At 54.3% G+C, this 18,299-nt stretch carries 14 protein-coding genes; 6 read left to right on the top strand and 8 right to left on the bottom strand.

Annotated features, from left to right (window positions below):
* Positions 1-34 precede the first annotated feature (34 nt).
* Positions 35-2,203, top strand: coding sequence for a PQQ-binding-like beta-propeller repeat protein (locus ABEA92_RS07640; RefSeq protein WP_345683634.1), 2,169 nt, complete (start codon positions 35-37; stop codon positions 2,201-2,203).
* A 478-nt stretch (positions 2,204-2,681) separates the two neighbouring features.
* On the opposite strand, the gene ABEA92_RS07635 is transcribed toward ABEA92_RS07640, so the two are convergent.
* Complete coding sequence (locus tag ABEA92_RS07635) at positions 2,682-4,043, bottom strand: sulfatase family protein (RefSeq protein WP_345683228.1); 1,362 nt, start codon at positions 4,041-4,043, stop codon at positions 2,682-2,684.
* Between the two features lie 502 nt (positions 4,044-4,545).
* Here ABEA92_RS07635 and ABEA92_RS07630 point away from each other — a divergent pair.
* Positions 4,546-6,309, top strand: coding sequence for a DUF885 domain-containing protein (locus tag ABEA92_RS07630; protein WP_345683227.1), 1,764 nt, complete (start codon positions 4,546-4,548; stop codon positions 6,307-6,309).
* An 18-nt stretch (positions 6,310-6,327) separates the two neighbouring features.
* Here the strand turns inward: ABEA92_RS07630 and ABEA92_RS07625 are convergent, their stop codons facing one another.
* A complete protein-coding gene (locus ABEA92_RS07625) occupies positions 6,328-7,491 on the bottom strand; it encodes a substrate-binding domain-containing protein (protein WP_345683226.1) in 1,164 nt (387 codons plus the stop codon).
* A gap of 183 nt (positions 7,492-7,674) precedes the next feature.
* Here ABEA92_RS07625 and ABEA92_RS07620 point away from each other — a divergent pair, with 183 nt between their 5' ends.
* Positions 7,675-7,941 (top strand): hypothetical protein, encoded by a 267-nt coding sequence (locus tag ABEA92_RS07620; protein ID WP_345683225.1) that lies wholly within the window; start codon positions 7,675-7,677, stop codon positions 7,939-7,941.
* 50 nt (positions 7,942-7,991) lie between these two features.
* Here the strand turns inward: ABEA92_RS07620 and ABEA92_RS07615 are convergent, their stop codons facing one another.
* Positions 7,992-8,135: a hypothetical protein gene (locus tag ABEA92_RS07615; RefSeq protein WP_345683224.1), complete on the bottom strand. Its 144-nt coding sequence runs from the start codon at positions 8,133-8,135 to the stop codon at positions 7,992-7,994.
* A gap of 182 nt (positions 8,136-8,317) precedes the next feature.
* The gene (locus ABEA92_RS07610) at positions 8,318-9,544 is read right to left on the bottom strand and encodes a DUF1559 family PulG-like putative transporter (protein ID WP_345683223.1); all 1,227 of its coding nucleotides are present in this window, start codon (positions 9,542-9,544) and stop codon (positions 8,318-8,320) included.
* Between the two features lie 421 nt (positions 9,545-9,965).
* Here ABEA92_RS07610 and ABEA92_RS07605 point away from each other — a divergent pair, with 421 nt between their 5' ends.
* Together ABEA92_RS07605 and ABEA92_RS07600 are read left to right on the top strand one after the other, a co-directional pair.
* Positions 9,966-10,517: a sigma-70 family RNA polymerase sigma factor gene (locus ABEA92_RS07605; protein ID WP_345683222.1), complete on the top strand. Its 552-nt coding sequence runs from the start codon at positions 9,966-9,968 to the stop codon at positions 10,515-10,517.
* Complete coding sequence (locus ABEA92_RS07600; RefSeq protein WP_345683221.1) at positions 10,517-13,180, top strand: iron dicitrate transport regulator FecR; 2,664 nt, start codon at positions 10,517-10,519, stop codon at positions 13,178-13,180. The genes ABEA92_RS07605 and ABEA92_RS07600 overlap by 1 nt, the downstream gene beginning before the upstream one ends.
* Here ABEA92_RS07600 and ABEA92_RS07595 read toward each other — a convergent pair.
* The gene (locus ABEA92_RS07595; RefSeq protein ID WP_345683220.1) at positions 13,170-13,343 is read right to left on the bottom strand and encodes a hypothetical protein; all 174 of its coding nucleotides are present in this window, start codon (positions 13,341-13,343) and stop codon (positions 13,170-13,172) included. The genes ABEA92_RS07600 and ABEA92_RS07595 overlap by 11 nt on opposite strands.
* Between ABEA92_RS07595 and ABEA92_RS07590 the strand changes: the two genes are divergently transcribed.
* Positions 13,342-15,270 (top strand): glycoside hydrolase family 97 protein, encoded by a 1,929-nt coding sequence (locus ABEA92_RS07590; RefSeq protein ID WP_345683219.1) that lies wholly within the window; start codon positions 13,342-13,344, stop codon positions 15,268-15,270. The two genes, ABEA92_RS07595 and ABEA92_RS07590, sit on opposite strands and share 2 nt — an antisense overlap.
* Before the next feature lie 226 nt (positions 15,271-15,496).
* On the opposite strand, the gene ABEA92_RS07585 is transcribed toward ABEA92_RS07590, so the two are convergent.
* From ABEA92_RS07585 to ABEA92_RS07575, 3 genes are all read right to left on the bottom strand, one after another.
* A complete protein-coding gene (locus ABEA92_RS07585) occupies positions 15,497-15,961 on the bottom strand; it encodes a hypothetical protein (RefSeq protein ID WP_345683218.1) in 465 nt (154 codons plus the stop codon).
* A complete protein-coding gene (locus ABEA92_RS07580; protein WP_345683217.1) occupies positions 15,931-16,881 on the bottom strand; it encodes an HD-GYP domain-containing protein in 951 nt (316 codons plus the stop codon). The genes ABEA92_RS07585 and ABEA92_RS07580 overlap by 31 nt, the downstream gene beginning before the upstream one ends.
* A 236-nt stretch (positions 16,882-17,117) precedes the next feature.
* Positions 17,118-18,167, bottom strand: a complete 1,050-nt coding sequence (locus ABEA92_RS07575) for an NAD-dependent epimerase/dehydratase family protein (RefSeq protein WP_345683216.1) — start codon at positions 18,165-18,167, stop codon at positions 17,118-17,120.
* Between the last annotated feature and the right edge of the window lie 132 nt (positions 18,168-18,299).

The raw sequence follows: 18,299 nt of genomic DNA, 5'->3' as shown, positions 1-18,299 counted from the left end.
CACCACCCTACTTGCGATCACGCTGGCTGCCCCGATGGCATTCGCCGCGGACGTCGATCCGATGGATTGGCCCAATTGGCGAGGCCCTCAACAAAACAGCTGTTCGTACGAAACCGGGCTGATTGAAAAGTTTAACCCCAAAGGCGGCCCGGGCAGCAACGTTTTGTGGAAAAGCGAAATCGCGGCGGGCATTTCCACGCCGATCGTGATGCACGGACGACTTTACACGATCGTGCGTGATTCACCAGGCACCCGCAAGGACGCTGAAAAGGTGATCTGTTTGGACGCCGCCAGCGGCGAGCTAATTTGGGAGAACATCTACAACGTATTTCTTTCGGACGTTCCCGCCGAACGTGTCGGATGGTCCAACGTCTGCGGCGACCCCGAAACGAATCAAGTCTATGCGCTAGGTGCGTGTTGTTTGCTGCAGTGCATCGATGGCGAAACCGGAAAAACGCTCTGGGAACGCTCGCTGAGCGAAGAGTACGGAATGCTCAGCACGTATGGCGGCCGTACGAATTCGCCGGTGGTGTTTGAAAACCTAGTCGTTATCAGTGGCGTGACCACTGGTTGGGATGAAACCGCCCGCCCGGCTCACCGTTTTTTGGCGTTCGACAAAAACAATGGCGACTTGGTGTGGATCACCAGCACACGTCCGTTGCCCGAAGACACCACTTACAGCACCCCGACGATCGCGGTGATCAACGGCCAACAGGTTTTGGTGACCGGTTCAGGCGACGGCACGATCCATGCGATCCAGCCACGCACCGGCAAAGTGCTTTGGCAAGAAGTCCTCTCACGACGCGGCATCAACACCAGCGTCACGGTCGACAACAACGGCAAGGTGTACGCCAGCCATGGCGAAGAAAATCCCGAAGGCACCGCAATGGGCGCGGTCGTCCGCATCGATGGCGAATTCGCGTCGCTCGATTCGGCCTCGGCCGAGCAGTGGCGAACCGAAGAACTGACCGTCGGAAAAAGCTCGCCGCTGAAGGTCAACGACCGGATCTATGTGGTCGAAGACTCGTCGCGATTGCATGTTTTGGATAGCGAAACGGGTGAAGCCATTGGCAAGCCACTCAAACTTGGCACCGCCATGCGAGGCAGCCTGCTGTACGCCGATGGCAAGATTTATGCGTGTACCGCGACGGGCTATTTCTATGTGCTCAAACCGAGCGAAGACGGTGTCGAGACACTGTTCAAAGTTCGGCTGCCCAGCGGGCATGACGTGGGCGGATCGCCAATCGTTTCGCATGGCCGTATCTATCTGCCGACCACCGCAGGGCTGTTCTGCCTCGGCGACGAAGAGGTGAAACCGAGCATGGGGTCGATCGAGCCCGCGGCAGCGGAACGTCCGCTCAGCGAAAATCCTCAACTCGCTCAGCTGCAACTGATTCCCGCCGAAGCGATCGTCAAACAAGGCAGCACGCTACCGCTGCAAGTGGTGGCGTTCAACTCGCTCGGCCGACGACTCGATTCCATCCCGACCGACTTGACGTTTGAAGTGGTCGGCGATGGCGGCAGCGTCGACGGTGACGGCGTGTTCCACTCCTCCGGCGATCACGCCCACCAAGCTGCGATCGTGACCGTGCGGAGCGGCTCGATTTCGCACCAAGCTCGCTTGCGTGTGATCCCCGATCTGCCATGGACGTTCGACTTTTCCTCCGGCGAAGTTCCCGTTACTTGGATCGGAGCTCGTTATCGCCACGAAGCACGGACGATCGACGGAAATCCAATGATGGTCAAAATCACCACGATTCCCAAAGGAACCCGTAGCCAAACCTGGATGGGACCGACCGATTTAAGCGACTATACCGTTACTGCGGACGTCAAAGCGGCCCCAGGAGCATCGAAACTTCCCGATATCGGGCTGATCAACGGACGCTACACGCTTGATTTGATGGGCGAGTCACAACAGCTGCAAATTCGCACCTGGACCGCTCAACTGCGGATGGCCAAGAGCGTCCCTTTGCAATGGCAAGCGGACACATGGTACACGCTGAAGGTGCAAGCCAAAGTTGAAAACGGCGAAGCGATCATCCATGGCAAAGTGTGGCCTCGCGATCAAGCCGAACCAAGCGAGTGGACGTTGACGGCGACCGACGAAGCCCCGAATCATCACGGCAGCCCTGGACTGTTTGGCAACGCGACCAATGCGGAAATTTTCATCGACAACGTCACGGTGGCCCAAAATGGCGACTGATGATTATCGCGTGTGATTCACCTGGTTTCCAAGCAGTTTCGCGGCGACATCTCGCGGGGTGATGCCCTGTTTGCTTGATCCACCAGGGTGGACGTAGTGGGGCATCTTCCAGCACAGAAAGATGCCGCTTGCCCTCGAAACGGCTTGTTGTTTTATTGAGCCGCTCGCGCGTCAGCGGCCGGGTCCCACGCACGCCCCGGTGTCTTACGGCCCACCATTGCGATTTGCATTTGGATTCAATCAACAAGCCGTTACCGACTTGTTGATTGAATGAAGGTTCCTGCGGCAAGGGGTGTAGGATGGACTTCCTAGTCCATCAATGGTGGATTCGACGGACTAGAAAGTCCATCGTACGACTAAAACAACAAGCCGTTACGCTGTTCCGCTAACGACAAACGGCCCTGCTTGTCGAGGGGAAAAAAGTGCTTCACCGCGTGGCGTGAATCGACTTCTGCGAGATTGGCGGCCTTGGTCGTGCCTAGCGAGTTGTGGGGGCCAACTTGCCCGCTTGACGCTCGCTCGGTACATACCACTCGTCCAGCAACGCACTGAGCTTTTTGACTTTTGCTGGATTCGCCTCCGCAAGATTCACCGTTTCTTTCGGATCATCTTTCAGGTTGTAAAGCTGAGGCTCGGCGTTTTCAGGCGGGTACCTCATCGACCCAGGCGCTCCGTCGTAGGTCAGCAAGAGCTTGTCATGGCCGTGGATCACCCAGCGATACAGCAGCGATGCTTCGGGGTTTTCGATGTCGGCGATGTCGTGGGCAAATGATTCGCCGAAAATCGTATCTCGCTCGATGGCCTCGCCCGACTTCAATTGTGGCAACAGATTCAGTCCGGGGAAATCGTGCGGCCCCTCGGCTTCGGCGGCCGCTAAAACGGTCGGCACAAAATCAATCGACGAACAAAGTTCGGGACGATCCGCGGCAGGAATTTTTCCTGGCCAGCGGAACATGATCGGCGTTCGTGTTCCAAGCTCGTAGGGACTCCGTTTGGATCGCGGTCCGTAGCCACCGACTTCCTTTTGGATCCAGCCGTTGTCCGTGACGTAGATGACAAGCGTATCGTCGGCAATTCCCGCGTCATCGATGTGGTCCAACAGCGTTCCGCAGGTTTCGTCGAACCATTCGCACATTGCGTAGTACTGAGCGATTCGTTTCTGCACTCCTTTTTTCAGGTACTTCTCAAGAAGCCGCGCGGGCGGATTGTGTGGTGTGTGCGGCATCACTGGTGCGTACCAAAGAAAAAACGGCGTTTCCGCTTCCACGCTGCGATCGATAAACTCAGTGACCGGCTGCATGGTTTCACGTCCGATCGCCAATCCCGCATCACCATGCCGTCCACCCGGATTTGGATACCCCTTGGTCATTCCTTCGGTGAAACCACCGCGCTGGAAAGATCCTTCCCACCACTTTCCGCTTTGGAAACTGACGTAGCCCTTCTTGGCCAGCCACTGAGGCAAGGCGCCGGTGTGGTCAATGTGTGAGATCAGCAGCTCGCGAGCCTCTTTCCCCGCCTTTTCGGCGTGGGCTTCGTTTGCGGGGGTGCGGGCGGGGTCGTTTCCGGTCGTCTTGTTCTGATGCGAATAGAGTCCCGTGATGAGCGTCGATAGCGCGGGGCGACACAATGCGGTTGGAACATAGCCACGACGAAACAACGTGCTCTCTTTGGCGAGCTGGTCAAGGTTCGGCGTTTCAATTTCCTTATGCCCCATGAAACCATAGTCGGTGTAACCCTGGTCGTCAGAGAGGATCAAAACGATGTTCGGCGATTTGGCGTTGGCCGTTATCGCGGTTGCGACCACGAAAAGTATCGGCAGCAGTCGAAGGAGACTATTCATTTGATTCGTCATATTGACTTGGTACTTTGGCAGAGAAAGAGAATTGGGCCCGCGAAGCAATGAACGGACAATCAGTCGGATACGCTTCCAGTCGGTTAGCACAGCAATGACAGACTGGAAGCCTATCTCACTTCAGAGCAACGAACTGTTCAAGTGAATTGTGATCAATTACTGGCCTTTGATAGAGAGGGCTAGAGATGGCTCCCCTGGATGCCGCGGCATTCAAGTGTTTCGAGTTGCCAGTCAAACTCGACGCTGCTGGAGGTATTCGCAGAGGCGTCCCCTGCCCTCGTCTCGGTCTCGGCTTTTGCTGTTTGGCATGACGGATGGCGATCCGTCGAGAAACGCCCAATTGTTCGGTGAGCGTTGCTTCGTGCAAGAGTCTTGCGCATTTGCCGAACGGATTGTCGTAAATTACCAACAAGCAATGCGTATGATGCCTCTATCCCGATGTTGCGTCCATCGAAATGGGCGTCTGTTTGAACGACGAAGTGGAATCGACATGACAAAAATTGGCTCGGTGTTACTCGTATCGCTACTGATGGCTTCCGCACTCTTGGCGGACGACTCACACGTCGATGCCGAGTTCGCACGACTCGGCGAACAATACATTGACCAGTTCGCCGAATTCTCGCCCGTACAGGCGACCTCGTTGGGCGACCATCGGTTTGACGGCAAGCTCGACGATGTAAGTCAGGCGGCCAGAGAGCGAAAGCTCGCGTGGCTCTCTGACTTCGCCAAACAACTTGATGGCATCGATTCGAAGCAGCTCTCGCGCGCCAATCAAGTCGACCTTGCGCTATTGAAGCACTCGATCGAGTACAAACAATGGCAGGCCACAAAACTGCAAGAGTGGAGATGGAACCCGCTGATCTATACCGGGATCAGCGGAGATGCGGTCTATAGTTTGATGGCCCGAGATTTCGCGCCGCGTCGTGACCGACTATTGAACGTCGCCAGCCGTTTGGAACAGTTCCCGCGTTTCTTCGAACAGGTCCGAGCGATCTTGGATGTTCCGCGAGTGCCGCACGTGCACGCAAAAACCGCGGTGGCCCAGAATCTAGGCATCTTGAAGTCGATCGACAACTATGTGCGGCCGTTCCTCGAGGAGTTGCCAAAACAGGATCGCGAAAACGTTGCGAGTGCCATCCGAATCGCCGAAGCGGCGGTTCAAGAGCAACAACAATGGCTGGAATCCGAGTTGCTTCCTGGTGCGAAAGGTGACTACCGGCTGGGGATCGAGCTCTATCAGCAAAAGCTCGCATTCGCCTTGCACTCACCCTTGCGACCTCAGGAGATTCGTGATCTTGGCGAGCGGCGGATCGAGGAGCTTCACAACCAGATGTACGCCATCGCCAAGCCGATGTACCAGGATCAATACCCGCTGACGCAGTTCCCCGAAAATCCATCCGATCCCTTTCGCCGCGCCGTGATTCGGTTTGGACTGGAAAAAGCTTATGCGAATGCACCGCAGGCAGACGAGATCGTGCAAACCGCGCGACAGTCGGTTGCCGCGGCGACCGAGTTCCTTCGCCAAAACGACGTGATCACCCTCTTTCCCGATCCGCTTGAAATCATCGTGATGCCCGAGTTTCGTCGAGGCGTCTCGTTGGCCTACTGCGACTCGCCCGGGGCATTGGAAACCGATCAGCCCACGTTTTATGCCGTCTCGCCACCGCCGGCCGACTGGACCGAGAAACAAGTGCTTTCGCATCTGCGTGAATACAACAACCGGTCGATCGACGTGCTGACGATCCACGAAGCAATGCCGGGACACTTTTTGCAACTCGCTCATGCCAACCGCTACCAGGGCAAACTGCGTCATCTGTTTCAGTCCGGCGTCTTTGTCGAAGGCTGGGCCGTCTACTCGGAATGGATGATGTGTGAAGAAGGGTTTCGCGACCACGACCCGCTGTTGAAACTGATCACCTTGAAATGGTATCTGCGTGATGTGACCAACGCGTTGCTTGATCTTGCGGTCCATGTGGATGGCGGCTCTCGCAGCGAAGGCATGCGAATGTTGGTCGAGGATGCGTTTCAGGAAGAGCGGGAAGCGGCGGGAAAATGGACCCGCGCTCAAATTACGTCCGCCCAACTGCCTACCTATTTCGTCGGGTATCTTGAGCACGTGGCGCTACGTCGCGAGGCCGAGCAGATGTGGGGCGACCGCTTTAATCTCAAAGCCTATCACGACAAAGTTCTGTCGTTTGGTTCTCCACCGCCTCAGTTTGTTCGTGCACTCGTCCTCGACAAACCCATTCCATGACCCGATGGAATCTTGCGATCAAGCCGTTGATGAGATCACGTGCGTTTTTCTAAATTGCCCGGGACTGAGTCCGAGTTCACGCTGAAACACGGCACATAGCTGGCTCGAGTCACGAAATCCACTTCGGCGGGCGACCATCTTGATCGAAAGCCCCGACTCGAAGAGTTGTGTTTTCGCCATTTCCAGCCGTGCACGAGTGATTTCTTCCCCCACCGTGCACAGCACCTCGTGCTTGAACCGCCGCTCGAGTGTTCTTCGCGACAAGCATGCGTGCGTTGCCACGTCGTCCACGGTCAGGTGTTCGTGAGCATGCGTCGCGATAAAGTGCAGGCATTTGGCGATATCGGGATCCGCCACTCCATAGGCGTCGGAAGAACGTCGTTTGACGATCCCGCGGGGCGGCAGCCAGGTTGGATTTTCAGGTGGCTCACAACCAGCGATCAGTTGCTCAAGCAGCGATGCGGCTTGCACGCCGACTTGCTGGTAGCCCACATCAATACTGGAAAGCTGAGGGTTTGTGTACTCACAGACCAAGGGCTCGTTTTCCATCGAAACGATGGCAATCTCTCGTGGTACTCGCAGTCCACGTTGTTCGCATCGCTCGATGATGAATCGACCGAGCGAATCATCCGACACACAGACGCCAGTGCGTGGTTCCCATGTGGCCACTAACGCATCAAGCTGATCGGAAAATGATTGCCAGTCCGCCGCAGATCGAGCATAGCCGTGGTCGAACAAGTCAACGGTGTGCTGGAACGCAATCTCGCGGGCCGAGGCGTTGTAGCCAGCGATCTGTAATTGCACACCACGTTGGTCGGTAAATCCGACATAGGCAAGCTTCCTAAACCCGAGAGACAGGAGATGCTGCGTCGCCATTTTTCCGGCCCGCTGCCAATCGGGAAAGACTCCTGGCAGGTTCTCCGCATCGGTATTCAACCAAACATTCACTGCTGGAATCTTGTGTTCTTTCGCTTTGATCTCCATCGATCGCCCGATGCGTCCGACGAAACCGTCGAATGCCTGGTCGGGGTGGTCCACGAAATCAAAATCGGTCACTGGAATAAGCGTCGTATCCCAATTGGCAGTGGAAGCGACTTGTTGAATACCGGCTAACACATCGAGATGCCGACGAAGCGGAGTCTCGACCTCGATCAGGATTGCGATGCGATGCTTCTTGCTCATCGGCTCTGCGCTACTCATTCATCGGGGTGGATTTCAGTCTGGCGTATCGTTACGCACCGCAAAACTCCTTTAGCAAACGATCAGACAAGTTGGATACGAATCGACGATCTGACGTGCAACTCGATTCTTGCCGCTAGGAGATGGGAATGCAGTAACCAACGATTGATCCTAGCAATCATCCCAATGAAAGCTATGTTTTATTCGCCGCGCAGCGGCGTTTCTGCGCACAGTGCGGGTGCTCTACCGCCGCGTGGCGATGGGGAACGCGGTTGGGAAGGGGCGCGAATCAAAGATCAACGGCGTGTCCGCAACCACAGCGTCCCCCCAAAGAAAAACATCTCGCCACAGAAATGTGCACCAGCCGAGGACACATTTCTGACCTCGATTTTGGCCGAAGTCAGCGCTGGTTTCCGATCACATCTAATTCGGATTGATCCCCATATCGCTTGACCAGCGTTGACTTCTTTTTCATTCGGTTCGCATTGGCAAACTTAGTCGAATCAATAGTCCCGATCTTTAGACGCTTCGACAAGTTCAGGATGTTCCGCCAGGAAGTCATTGACTTCGTCGCCCTTGATGGTTTGCGGCTTCCTTTCGCATCCTGCGATCATGACAACGCACAGCAAGACAAGGGCGAGAGGCATGGAAAAATGGCGATATACCATTGTATAAGTGCTCCTAACAGCGATGAAATGGATAGCCACTTGGCCTAATTACCAAGCGACTGCGAGTAGAAAAAGGGGCGAACCGCCCCCCCAAAAAACTGAACAGTACGCGACTAGGCAATACCGCTGAGGCAACAGATGCAAATTGGCACCTGGGAATCTTAGAATTCTTGGCTGATGATTTCTTTTGCAGCCCGAGTCCCGAGGCTTCCCCAAAGCCCAAAGGGGCTCTGCGATCCGGGGGGAAGCCCGTCTCCACGGTTGGTGACCAATTTGCTACCGGAATTCCCTGCTTCAATTGATTCGGTGACAAACTTGATCGCTCCATCGCCCATCAAGACGTGGCATCCGCCCTGGTGCCGGCTACCGGGAGGGCAAATGCCCGTACCGAAGTTGTCACTCGCCATGCATAGCCCACGGTTAGGAGGCAGAATCGTATTCATACCGCTATACGCAATTGAGCCAAGCGCCCAACGATAACCGCGTTTCCGCTCGGCGTTGGTGTCATAGGTACCGGACTGCCAAAACAAGGGACGGTCGGCGTCTACATACAATCGTTCACACTGATTTGCCCGATCGGCAGGTGAGAAATACCTTCCGTCGCGGTTGTTGCCAATCTTTGTGTTAAAAGAGGTGCGTTTATCTCCATCGCCTAGATCCGTAACAATCTCGCCGGCTGCGATTGTATTGGAAAGCCCATCCAATACGTCACGAAACCGAGTTTGCTGGCGTGGAATGAACATTCCTCTTTGCGAAACGCGAGCGTTTTGTCTCTCACCAACGCTGACGTCATTCCCATAGTCATCAATGGCCCCGAGATCACCATGGTGTGCACTATCTCCATCACACCAAGCGTAGTTCGTTCGGCCTTGCGAAGGCAGGCCAACCCCAGGATCGCTCGGGCAACGAAGGGATGGGAGATCGGTTAACCACGGCGGGTACTCGTCGCTACTATGGTTAGTTAAATCCATGATGGGCGAGGGGCCCATGCTGGGAACGATCCCGTTGGGCGTCTGGTAGGGATTGGACACCTGTTCCCAAATCGCTTGCTGCTCGAAAAACGGTGTAAGCGGGACGAGCCAATTCAGCAATAGCCGGTTATTGGCAGTCGCTCCGCGATAGTACTGGGGACTGTTTCGAGTGTTGAGCGAACCATTATTGATGGATTGGGTACCACCATTAACCATCGGCAGACGATCGTATGCAGAGTGATAGTTGTGCATCGCCAAGCCGATTTGCTTGAAATTGTTACTGCAACTCATTCGCCGGGCGGCTTCTCGAGCGGCCTGAACGGCGGGCAGCAGCAGTCCGACTAGCACCCCAATGATTGCGATCACGACAAGCAATTCGACCAGAGTGAATCCCTGATTCCTGAAATTCTGTTTCATAGCAATTTCGCCTAAAAGAATAGATTTGAAAATCGTTTGATGTTGCAGTATCAACATCTCAAAGCACGCCAAGATGCTCGCCCGTACGGTGATCAGTCGTGCAGGTCTAATCGAACACTTCTTCGAATGATTGCGATGCAAAGACGGAGAAAAGCTCACGCGGATCAAATGGCGTATAGGGAAATGCGGTGAGTGATCGCGTTCTTAGCAGAAATTAGTGCAGATTTTTCTTCCTTTCTTACCCTCCCTAGCAATCCCCCCGCTCAACACATCACGTCGAGCGACAAATTGCCGACCACGAATCATAAACGCGAGACAGAATACATGGCGTGGTTAAACTGCTAAGGTTTTCCGATGTGGCTGCATAACAATAGACAGCTGTTTCTGTAATCTTCCCGGCGGATCCCACCAGGCCCCCAACATGATGGACCCGACAACCAGACGAAAACGAACCCACAACGAGGAGGTTGCTGCGTTATTTCTTAAACACTCATCTCGTATTCGTGGAATCATCCTGAGCATGCAGCCGGACTTCGCGAGGGCCGATGACGTGTTGCAAGAAACCTTTCTGACAGTATCGGCCAAGGCCAATGAATTCGAATTTGGAACAAATTTCATGTCTTGGGTGTACCAGATTGCTCGGTACAAGGTGCTTGAGGATCGCAGGCGTTCCGGCAAAACCACTGAACAGCTTTCCCTTGCCTCGATCGAATCGTTGCTCGCTGCAGAGTCAAATCTAGCGGACGACCAGCACGAGGAACGTGTGGAGGCGCTGAAGGACTGTTTGACAAAACTGTCGCCAAGATCGCGGCAAGCGATCGAATTGCGTTATGCCCGTGAGCATCCTGCAAGCGAAATCGCAACGGTGCTGGGGTGGACGGTCGATTCGGTGTATGTCGCTCTCTCACGAGCGCGAACGTTGTTGGCGAAGTGTATTGACGAAGATTTGCGATCGAAAGGAGTCACCATCTGATGGACCTTGAACGTCTTGAAAAGTTGCTCGATCTCTATTTCGATCAAGGGTTGACCGAATCAACCAATTTGGAACTCGACCAGATGATCCAATCATCGGAAGAGGCGAGAGTGGAGTTCTGGAAGCGAGCTCGAATTCACGGATTATTGCGTCACCAAATACAAGAGCAATTGGGAAGCGAGCCTGTGCCCAGTTGCGAGGTTTCGCACCCACCGGTCGAAGCTGCCGACGGGGCGTCTCCGCGTCGCAGGCGTCGTTGGCTAATCGCTAGTGCTGCGACTGCTGCGTGCCTGCTGTTGTCCGTCGGCATCTATACGGCATTCACTCGTATCGAAACGACGACAAAAACAGGAATGCAGACTGCTTCGAATGGCTCAGGTGCAGCCAGGAACCAGCGTGCGGTCTTCGAAGCATCAGATAACGCACGCGAGAATGACCTAGGTGCAAAGCCTCGGGGCCCCTGGGTTGCCTTCTTGCGAAATTCCATTGATGCCCAGTGGGGCGAAGTTGGGACGGCCCGCCGAGTGGGTGAATCGCTTCCAGCCGGACGCCTTACCTTAAAAAGTGGATTGATCGAATTCCAGACCAACCGAGGCGCGGTCGTGATTGTCGAGGGGCCTGCCGACTTGGAGCTAGTCGACGACATGGAAATTCGCTGCCGACAGGGGCAGCTAACCGTGAACGTCCCTCCACCCGCACAGGGTTTTCTGGTACGAACCGAATCCGTCGATGTGGTCGATCTTGGCACTGCTTTTTCAATGCAGGTCGACACCAATGACGACGCTCGGATTCATGTGATTGAGGGCGAGGTTGATCTGGTAGCGCCATCGGATCATGCCGCGACGAATAGTTTGGTCAATGTCCCCAAGAGACGACTCGGCAAGGGGGAATCAGTCGAGGTGGACCGTCCAGGCAATTATCGAGACATTGAGATATCGGATCGCCTTATCAATTCGAAATCGCGAACCCAATCGATCGCAATTAGTTTCGATGAAGTCAATCGCCGATTGTGGAATCATCGTCGGGCGCAGGTTGCCAAGGACCCAAGCTGCTTGGTTTACTACGATTTCGCTCGAGAACCAGAACCGCAGACAAGCGATCTTATCCTTCCTAACCGAGTCAAAACGGCTGCCGAAGGTTCCGACGGAACGATCATCGGTTGTAACTGGACCGACGGACGATGGAAGCGAAAGCATGCTTTGGATTTCAAAAGTTTGTCCGACCGAATCTTGCTGTCCGTTGCAGGGCGTCATGAGCAATTGACCTGCATTGTCAAGATCCGTGTTGACGCACTGAAAGTAGACACGACCCCGATCTTGATGTCTCGTGATTTATCGCCCCGCGGGGTGCAATGGTCAATCGAAACCACTCCAGAGAACTCAAGCATTGCCAGACTCGTTTGGCGTCGAAATGGCGAATCGAACGCATCGTTGCCACAAGAGTTTTCTACGAAACCAATCCTGCGTGATGAGCAAATGGGAACGTGGATGCAACTCGCGTTCGTTTGGAATTCCGAAAAGGGAGAATTACAGCAATTTGTCGATGGAAAAATTGTGGATACACAATGGGTCGAGACAAGCGGAAGTTCACCCACAGGCGAGCTGGATTTAAGAGATTTGCAGATCGGCAATGGTAGCCCGACGGTGATGGAAGCCGACATGCGGCCAAGCAATCTGTGTGGTCGAATCGATGAGTTCATCCTCTTTGGTCGCGAACTCGCCCCACATGAAATCCAGGCGTTTCACAACCTTGGACGTTCGTATTGGACCAACAACGGCAAAGATGGTGATTGGGAGCATGCCGATAATTGGTCGGGCGGGATATCCCCCAATCCTGGCGATGATCTTTACATCAATCACGCAGGTGCCGAGCTGGCAAGGTATCAAGCGTATGGGAATGCGAATTACGGTGCTATTCATGTCGGAAGCTTCTCCGGCCAACTCGGTGAGCTGATCATTGAAGGCGGCGTTTTGAAAGCCGATCGTCACTCGAGTTTTATGTCGCGGGTCGGATCCGCAGGCGGCGAAGGCAGGCTAGAACAACGTGACGGCGATGTGCGGATCAATAAGCTGCAAGTTGGACTGGATCGTGGGTCGAAAGGTCACTACTTGCTGCAAGGCGGGCAACTCGTGCTCTCCCGAGCCCCCGTCCATGATCGATACAGCCTCAGTATTGGCGAAAATTTTGGCGAAGGCGTGTTCACCGTATCCGATGGATCGCTTCTTACTCGCCAGGGCGTTGTGCTGGGCCGAAGCGAAGGCTTGGGGACGTTCCAGGTGCTTGGTTCCAAAGCGGACACGATTGCCATTGGTTCGCTTGGAAGCGGCGACGGGGAATGGTATCAGGGGACCGATTGCATGCTGGATATCAGAATCGACGATGGAGGAGTCACCACCATCCAAATCGATGAAGGCGATGGAGATAGCAGCGAAGGTGCTGATGTCACATTTTGCTCTGGCTCGTTACTGAATGTTGGATTCCTTGGCGAGTCACAGACGGGAGCCTGGGACGTGATGACTTGGAAAGGAAAACTGTTCAATGAAGGACTTCAGTTCGCATCATCCGTCGATACGGACGTTTGGTCGTTTGAATTCGTAGACACCGACCAGTCCGGTACCGCAGATACGCTTCGCGTCGCCGCGCGATCACCTGTCAAGGAATGACAATTTCACTCACTGCAGCCCAGTGATTTTTTTGTTCAAAGCAATTCATTTGCCTGGCCAACAAATTACCAATGCGCGAATCGTTCTTGTTCACCTCAAACTTTTTCGCCGTGTTATCCGACAAAGCGATCAATTTCAACTCTTTAGGATCATCTATTTTCATGCTGAGACAACGACAGCGAATCATTATTACGTTTCTATCTTTAGCATGCGGATTGCTGATCCAGCACGGCTTGGTAAACGCGTCCGACGCAGCGGCATCACCTCTAAAGGTGATCTCGCCCAACGGAGTGGTGAGCGCGGAGTTCTCGTTGACGGAACAGGGCGAACCACGCTACTGCGTCTTCTATCGAGGCAAGCAGGTTACCGCCCCATCCGCCTTGGGGTTGATATTCAACAACGGTGTTCGGCTCGACCGAGACCTCGAACTCGCAGCTTCCGCTAGCTCGTTTCATCGAAGCAGCTGGAAACCAGTGGCTGGTGAACGCAGCGAGATCAAGAACGAATACAATTCCTTGACCGTTCACTTGGAGTTATCCCCGACAGTTACGGAGAAAGAAAAACCGGCGCTGTGCCAACTCGATATCGAGTTTCGTGCTTTTGATTCGGGGATCGCATTTTGCTACACCGTTCCGGAACATGAGGGACTGGACTCGTTCGAAATTGTCGACGAGAGTACGCGGTTTCGATTCACTGCCGACCACATGTGCTGGAGTTCGCAGAAAGTGGAAGGCGAGTACGATCACGTCAAGCTTTCCGAATTAGAGGGGACTCGCGGGCGACCGATGGTGGTGGAAGTCCAAGGTGGACCACAACTGGCTATCGGCGAAGCGAGACTAGTCGACTTCGCTCGAATGGAACTTGCTCAAGATCCTAACCATGAACTTACGATTCGTCCGGTTTTGGGGAGTGATATTGTGGCCAACGCTCCATTCACGAGCCCTTGGCGATACTTGATGATGGCGGATTCGGCCGGTTCGTTGATTGAGAACAACGATCTGGTTTTGAACTTGAACGATCCTTGTGCGATTGAGGACCCGTCTTGGATCCGTCCTGGGAAAGTGTTTCGATCAACGCTTTCGACGAGCGGTTCTAAAGCCGCAATCGATGTCGCTGTCAAGCTCAACATGCAATACATATTGCTGGACGCTGGTTGGTATGGATCCGAGTTCTCAGATGATTCGGACGCAACGACCGTAACGGTTGACCCGAAACGCGACGATGGCCCCTTGGATCTACAAGAAGTCATCGACTATGGGCGTGAGCGAAACGTTGGAGTGATCTTGTATGTGAACCGTCGCCAACTGGAAAAGCAACTTGATACGCTGCTTCCTTTGTTCAAGGAGTGGGGAATTGCCGGCATCAAGTTTGGATTCGTACGCGTCGGAGATCAGACTTGGACGAAGTGGGTTCATGCGGCAGTGAAGAAATGTGCCGAGCACCAAATCATGGTTAACATTCATGATCACTATTTGCCGACGGGTTGGAGCCGCACGTATCCCAACTTGTTGACCCAAGAAGGTATTGGGGGTAACGAGCAAATGCCGTCGGCAAAGCACAATGTCACATTGCCATTCATCCGCTTTCTTTGTGGCCCCGGCGACTATACGGTGTGTTACTACAACGGTCGAATTCAAACGACACGTGCTCATCAATTAGCAGCATCGATCGTTTACTTTAGTCCACTGCAGCACCTGTTTTGGTACGACAGGCCCGACAAATACCGTGGCGAGCCTGAACTAGAGATCTTTAAACAGCTGTCGACGACATGGGACGACACCAAGGTCATTCATGGCGAAATGGGGCGTTACATCACTATTGCCCGACGTGCCGATGCCCAAGGAGCGAATGATCGATGGCTGGTCGGCAGCATGAACGCGGGAGAACGTCGGCAATTGGAAATCCCGCTCGATTTTTTGGATCCGGGAAAAACGTACGAGGCGTTGATTTGTTCCGATCAAGCTCCCGATGGCAGCGCGTCAACCAAGGTAGACGTTGTGCGAAAAGAGGTAACCTCGGAATCCGTTTTGACCGCCGACATGGCATCTAACGGAGGGCAGGCCGTCGTGCTGACTCCTCGCAACCAATAGCCATGGAGTGTCTCGATTCAAAATAACAGTCCTGCGGCGAGCGGCCAGTGCCATCAACTATCGCACTAAACGGGCGGTTACTATAGCGGTGCGGCGCGAGCCGCCCGGTCAAAATCGAACGTTTTACTCGCCGCAACCGGACGGCTCGTGCCGCAAACGCTACCCAAAATCGATGGCATTGGGCGAGCGGCCCCCGCTCAATGCCCTTCATTTCAGTAGCACCGAACTAGTGCGTCGACTGCATCTGCGTTGACGGTGTTGGCTCGAATGCGTTTTCGCTGGGCGAGTACTTTTGCAGCAAGATGGTGCCGATTTCAAAGCAAGCATCGCCGAGCCGGCGGACCCGGGTCACTCGTACGCGGACCCAGAAGGTGGGCAACACGATGCGGACCTCTTCTTCGGGAAAGAATTGCAGCGAGCTTAGAAAGCCAGCGCCGGTCCGCGAGAAGTCACGTGTGTAAATTCCAATGGGGCGGCTTGGTCGTGGACAGAACGGCAATGCCACTTCACTCCACAGCAACCCGCGAGTTCGAATGCTGATCCGTTGATTGCTGCGTTCGTCGGTGGGAAACGAATTGGACGCTTCGCCGTTACTGGCAAAGTATTCCGACATCTCTACCGGCAACTGAATGTCCCAGTTCACCTGTTCGATCAGTCCGTTTAGGCGCTGAGAATAATCGACTTCCAACATTCCAACACCTCTGGATCGAATGACGCGGAACCCTCTCGCTCGAGAATCTCGAGTGCTTTGTGTCGTGAGAGCGGTTTTCGGTAAGGACGCTGGCTGGTCAATGCTTCGAACACATCGACGACCGCACATATCTTGGCCCAAGGATGGATTTCAGAGCCCACGCATCCCACCGGATAACCATGCCCATCCATTCGTTCATGATGCTGATAGACCATCAGCAATTGGCCTTCGCTTAAATCGGTCCGGTGCGCCAATTTGCGGAACCCCAAACCGGGATGACGTTTGACTTGGCGAAATTCCCAGTCGTCCAGCTTGTCGGGTTTGCTGAGGATGCGATCGTCGATATCGAGTTTACCGAGATCGTGAAGCAAACCGCCGGTGGTGATCTGTTCGACTTCTTCGCTTGAATACCCCAGCCCCGCGGCCAGCATCGCCGAATAAAACGCGACATTGGTCGAGTGAGTAAAGGTCGCGTAGTCGTGATGCAGCACGCGAAACATGTCGCTCGCCGCAAATTCGTCTCGCATGATGATGTCGGCGGTCAATGCCCCGAGCTGGCTGACCGTGGCGACCGCTTCGTTCATATCTCGGTTTCCGAACGCCGAGCGGAGCGAATCGAGCACGACCTCGTTCAAAGCACCAACTTGCAACTGCGGCGTGATATTGCTGGACGCCAAATCCGCATTCAATAAGCGACGCAGATACGATTGATACCGAGGCCCCGAGTCTTTTTCGATATACAACAGGTGATTACCGCGATCACGCAGACGATCCAAATCATCGAGCGTCAGCGGATAAGTCGCGCCGCGATATAGTACAAAACGACCTGAATCCTTTTCGCGCTGAAACAGATCGAGCCCTACCGCACTTGCCGGAAGCAAGGTGGCGACGCTAATCGGTAAAAAGTCCAAAGCGAGCATTCGGAACACACCTAAAGGTTCATTTCAATGACCTTTACGCCAGGTCATTGCCTAAAAACCTAGGACGTATGTTCGCACCCCGCCGGAAGTATCCCCTCTAAAAAATTAATTTTCCGAACCAAGCGAGCGGTGGTTACCGTGTTTAATCGGCGTAACCCACGCCACTCTCGCATGCGGAACGAACCACCTCTCACGCACGGCCTTCTCGAGTGGAAACCGGTGCAATCAAAATGAGCTCAAGAGACTTTTTGTTCAGCGGAGGCAATCATTTGCCTAAGGATTTCCTTCAAGGAAACCCTAATATCCCAATCGGGATAATGAGCTCGCAACTTGGACAAATCACTGATGTAACAGATGTGATCTCCTTTGCGATTGTCGTCGGCAAGCGAATAATCCAATTTATACCCCCCAATCTCTTCGATCAGAGCGATGCACTCCAACACGCTGGCGGCGTTCTCGCGACCGCCGCCGATGTTGTAGACCTCGCCGGGGCGAGGATTCTTGGCGAACGCCTCGAACGCCTTGACCACATCGCTGCATTCAATTTGATCACGGACCTGCTTGCCCTTGTAACCAAAGATCGTGTAGTGTTTGCCCACCACGGCAACGTGAACGAGGTAACTGAGAAAACCATGCAGTTCGACACCACTGTGGCTGGCCCCGGTTAAACACCCGCCTCGGAAGACGCCGGTCTTCAGCCCAAAGTACTTGCCGTATTCTTGCGCCAAGACATCCGCCGCGGTCTTCGAAGCACCAAACAACGAGTGCATGGTTTGGTCGATACGACACGATTCGTCGATCCCGTCATAATCCTCGGGATTGGCATATTCCCACCGTGTTTCGAGTTCCTTCAGCGGCAATTCATTCGGAGCGTCGCCGTACACCTTGTTCGTGCTCATGTGACAAAACACAGCGTCCGGCGCAAATTGACGCGTCGCTTCGAGCAGATTCAGGGTGCCAACCGCGTTGACTTCGAAGTCCAGAAAGGGGATCGCCGCGGCTTTGTCGTGTGACGGCTGTGCGGCACAGTGGATCACGAGATCTGGGGGCTCATTTTTGAACAGATCCAAGATCGCGTCGCGGTCGCGAATGTCAATCGAAACGGTGCGAAAGTTCTTCGTTTCCGATTCCAACTGACTTTGGTTCCAGCGAGTGCTGCCGTCGGGACCAAAAAAAGTCGCCCGCATGTCGTTGTCGATTCCGATCACTTGGTCGCCAGCCGCGTCCCAATGACGGACGGCCGCAGAACCGATCAGTCCGCTTGAACCCGTTACCATTACTCTCATGAGATTCTCTGTCTTGTCGCGAAATCGAAACCGGAAGCTCGAACGAGCTGTCGTGGCAATAGCTTGCTGAGATTGTAGTTGCCAATGACAGGGGGACCAGATTAGCCGCTGGCGGCAGCGGCCACATTCACG

It is taken from the genome of Novipirellula caenicola, from assembly GCF_039545035.1.
Lineage (GTDB): Bacteria > Planctomycetota > Planctomycetia > Pirellulales > Pirellulaceae > Novipirellula > Novipirellula caenicola.
Note: the sequence above shows the minus strand (reverse complement) of the source record. Positions and strands in the feature narration are given on the sequence as shown.

Excerpts from the sequence above, each read along its gene's own strand:
- ABEA92_RS07640 (WP_345683634.1), top strand. The coding sequence starts at position 35 with ATGGCATTCGCCGCGGACGTCGATCCGATGGATTGGCCCAATTGGCGA.
- ABEA92_RS07635 (WP_345683228.1), bottom strand. The coding sequence starts at position 4,043 with ATGAATAGTCTCCTTCGACTGCTGCCGATACTTTTCGTGGTCGCAACC.
- ABEA92_RS07630 (WP_345683227.1), top strand. The coding sequence starts at position 4,546 with ATGACAAAAATTGGCTCGGTGTTACTCGTATCGCTACTGATGGCTTCC.
- ABEA92_RS07625 (WP_345683226.1), bottom strand. The coding sequence starts at position 7,491 with ATGAGCAAGAAGCATCGCATCGCAATCCTGATCGAGGTCGAGACTCCG.
- ABEA92_RS07620 (WP_345683225.1), top strand. The coding sequence starts at position 7,675 with ATGAAAGCTATGTTTTATTCGCCGCGCAGCGGCGTTTCTGCGCACAGT.
- ABEA92_RS07615 (WP_345683224.1), bottom strand. The coding sequence starts at position 8,135 with ATGCCTCTCGCCCTTGTCTTGCTGTGCGTTGTCATGATCGCAGGATGC.
- ABEA92_RS07610 (WP_345683223.1), bottom strand. The coding sequence starts at position 9,544 with ATGAAACAGAATTTCAGGAATCAGGGATTCACTCTGGTCGAATTGCTT.
- ABEA92_RS07605 (WP_345683222.1), top strand. The coding sequence starts at position 9,966 with ATGATGGACCCGACAACCAGACGAAAACGAACCCACAACGAGGAGGTT.
- ABEA92_RS07600 (WP_345683221.1), top strand. The coding sequence starts at position 10,517 with ATGGACCTTGAACGTCTTGAAAAGTTGCTCGATCTCTATTTCGATCAA.
- ABEA92_RS07590 (WP_345683219.1), top strand. The coding sequence starts at position 13,342 with ATGCTGAGACAACGACAGCGAATCATTATTACGTTTCTATCTTTAGCA.
- ABEA92_RS07595 (WP_345683220.1), bottom strand. The coding sequence starts at position 13,343 with ATGAAAATAGATGATCCTAAAGAGTTGAAATTGATCGCTTTGTCGGAT.
- ABEA92_RS07585 (WP_345683218.1), bottom strand. The coding sequence starts at position 15,961 with ATGTTGGAAGTCGATTATTCTCAGCGCCTAAACGGACTGATCGAACAG.
- ABEA92_RS07580 (WP_345683217.1), bottom strand. The coding sequence starts at position 16,881 with ATGCTCGCTTTGGACTTTTTACCGATTAGCGTCGCCACCTTGCTTCCG.
- ABEA92_RS07575 (WP_345683216.1), bottom strand. The coding sequence starts at position 18,167 with ATGAGAGTAATGGTAACGGGTTCAAGCGGACTGATCGGTTCTGCGGCC.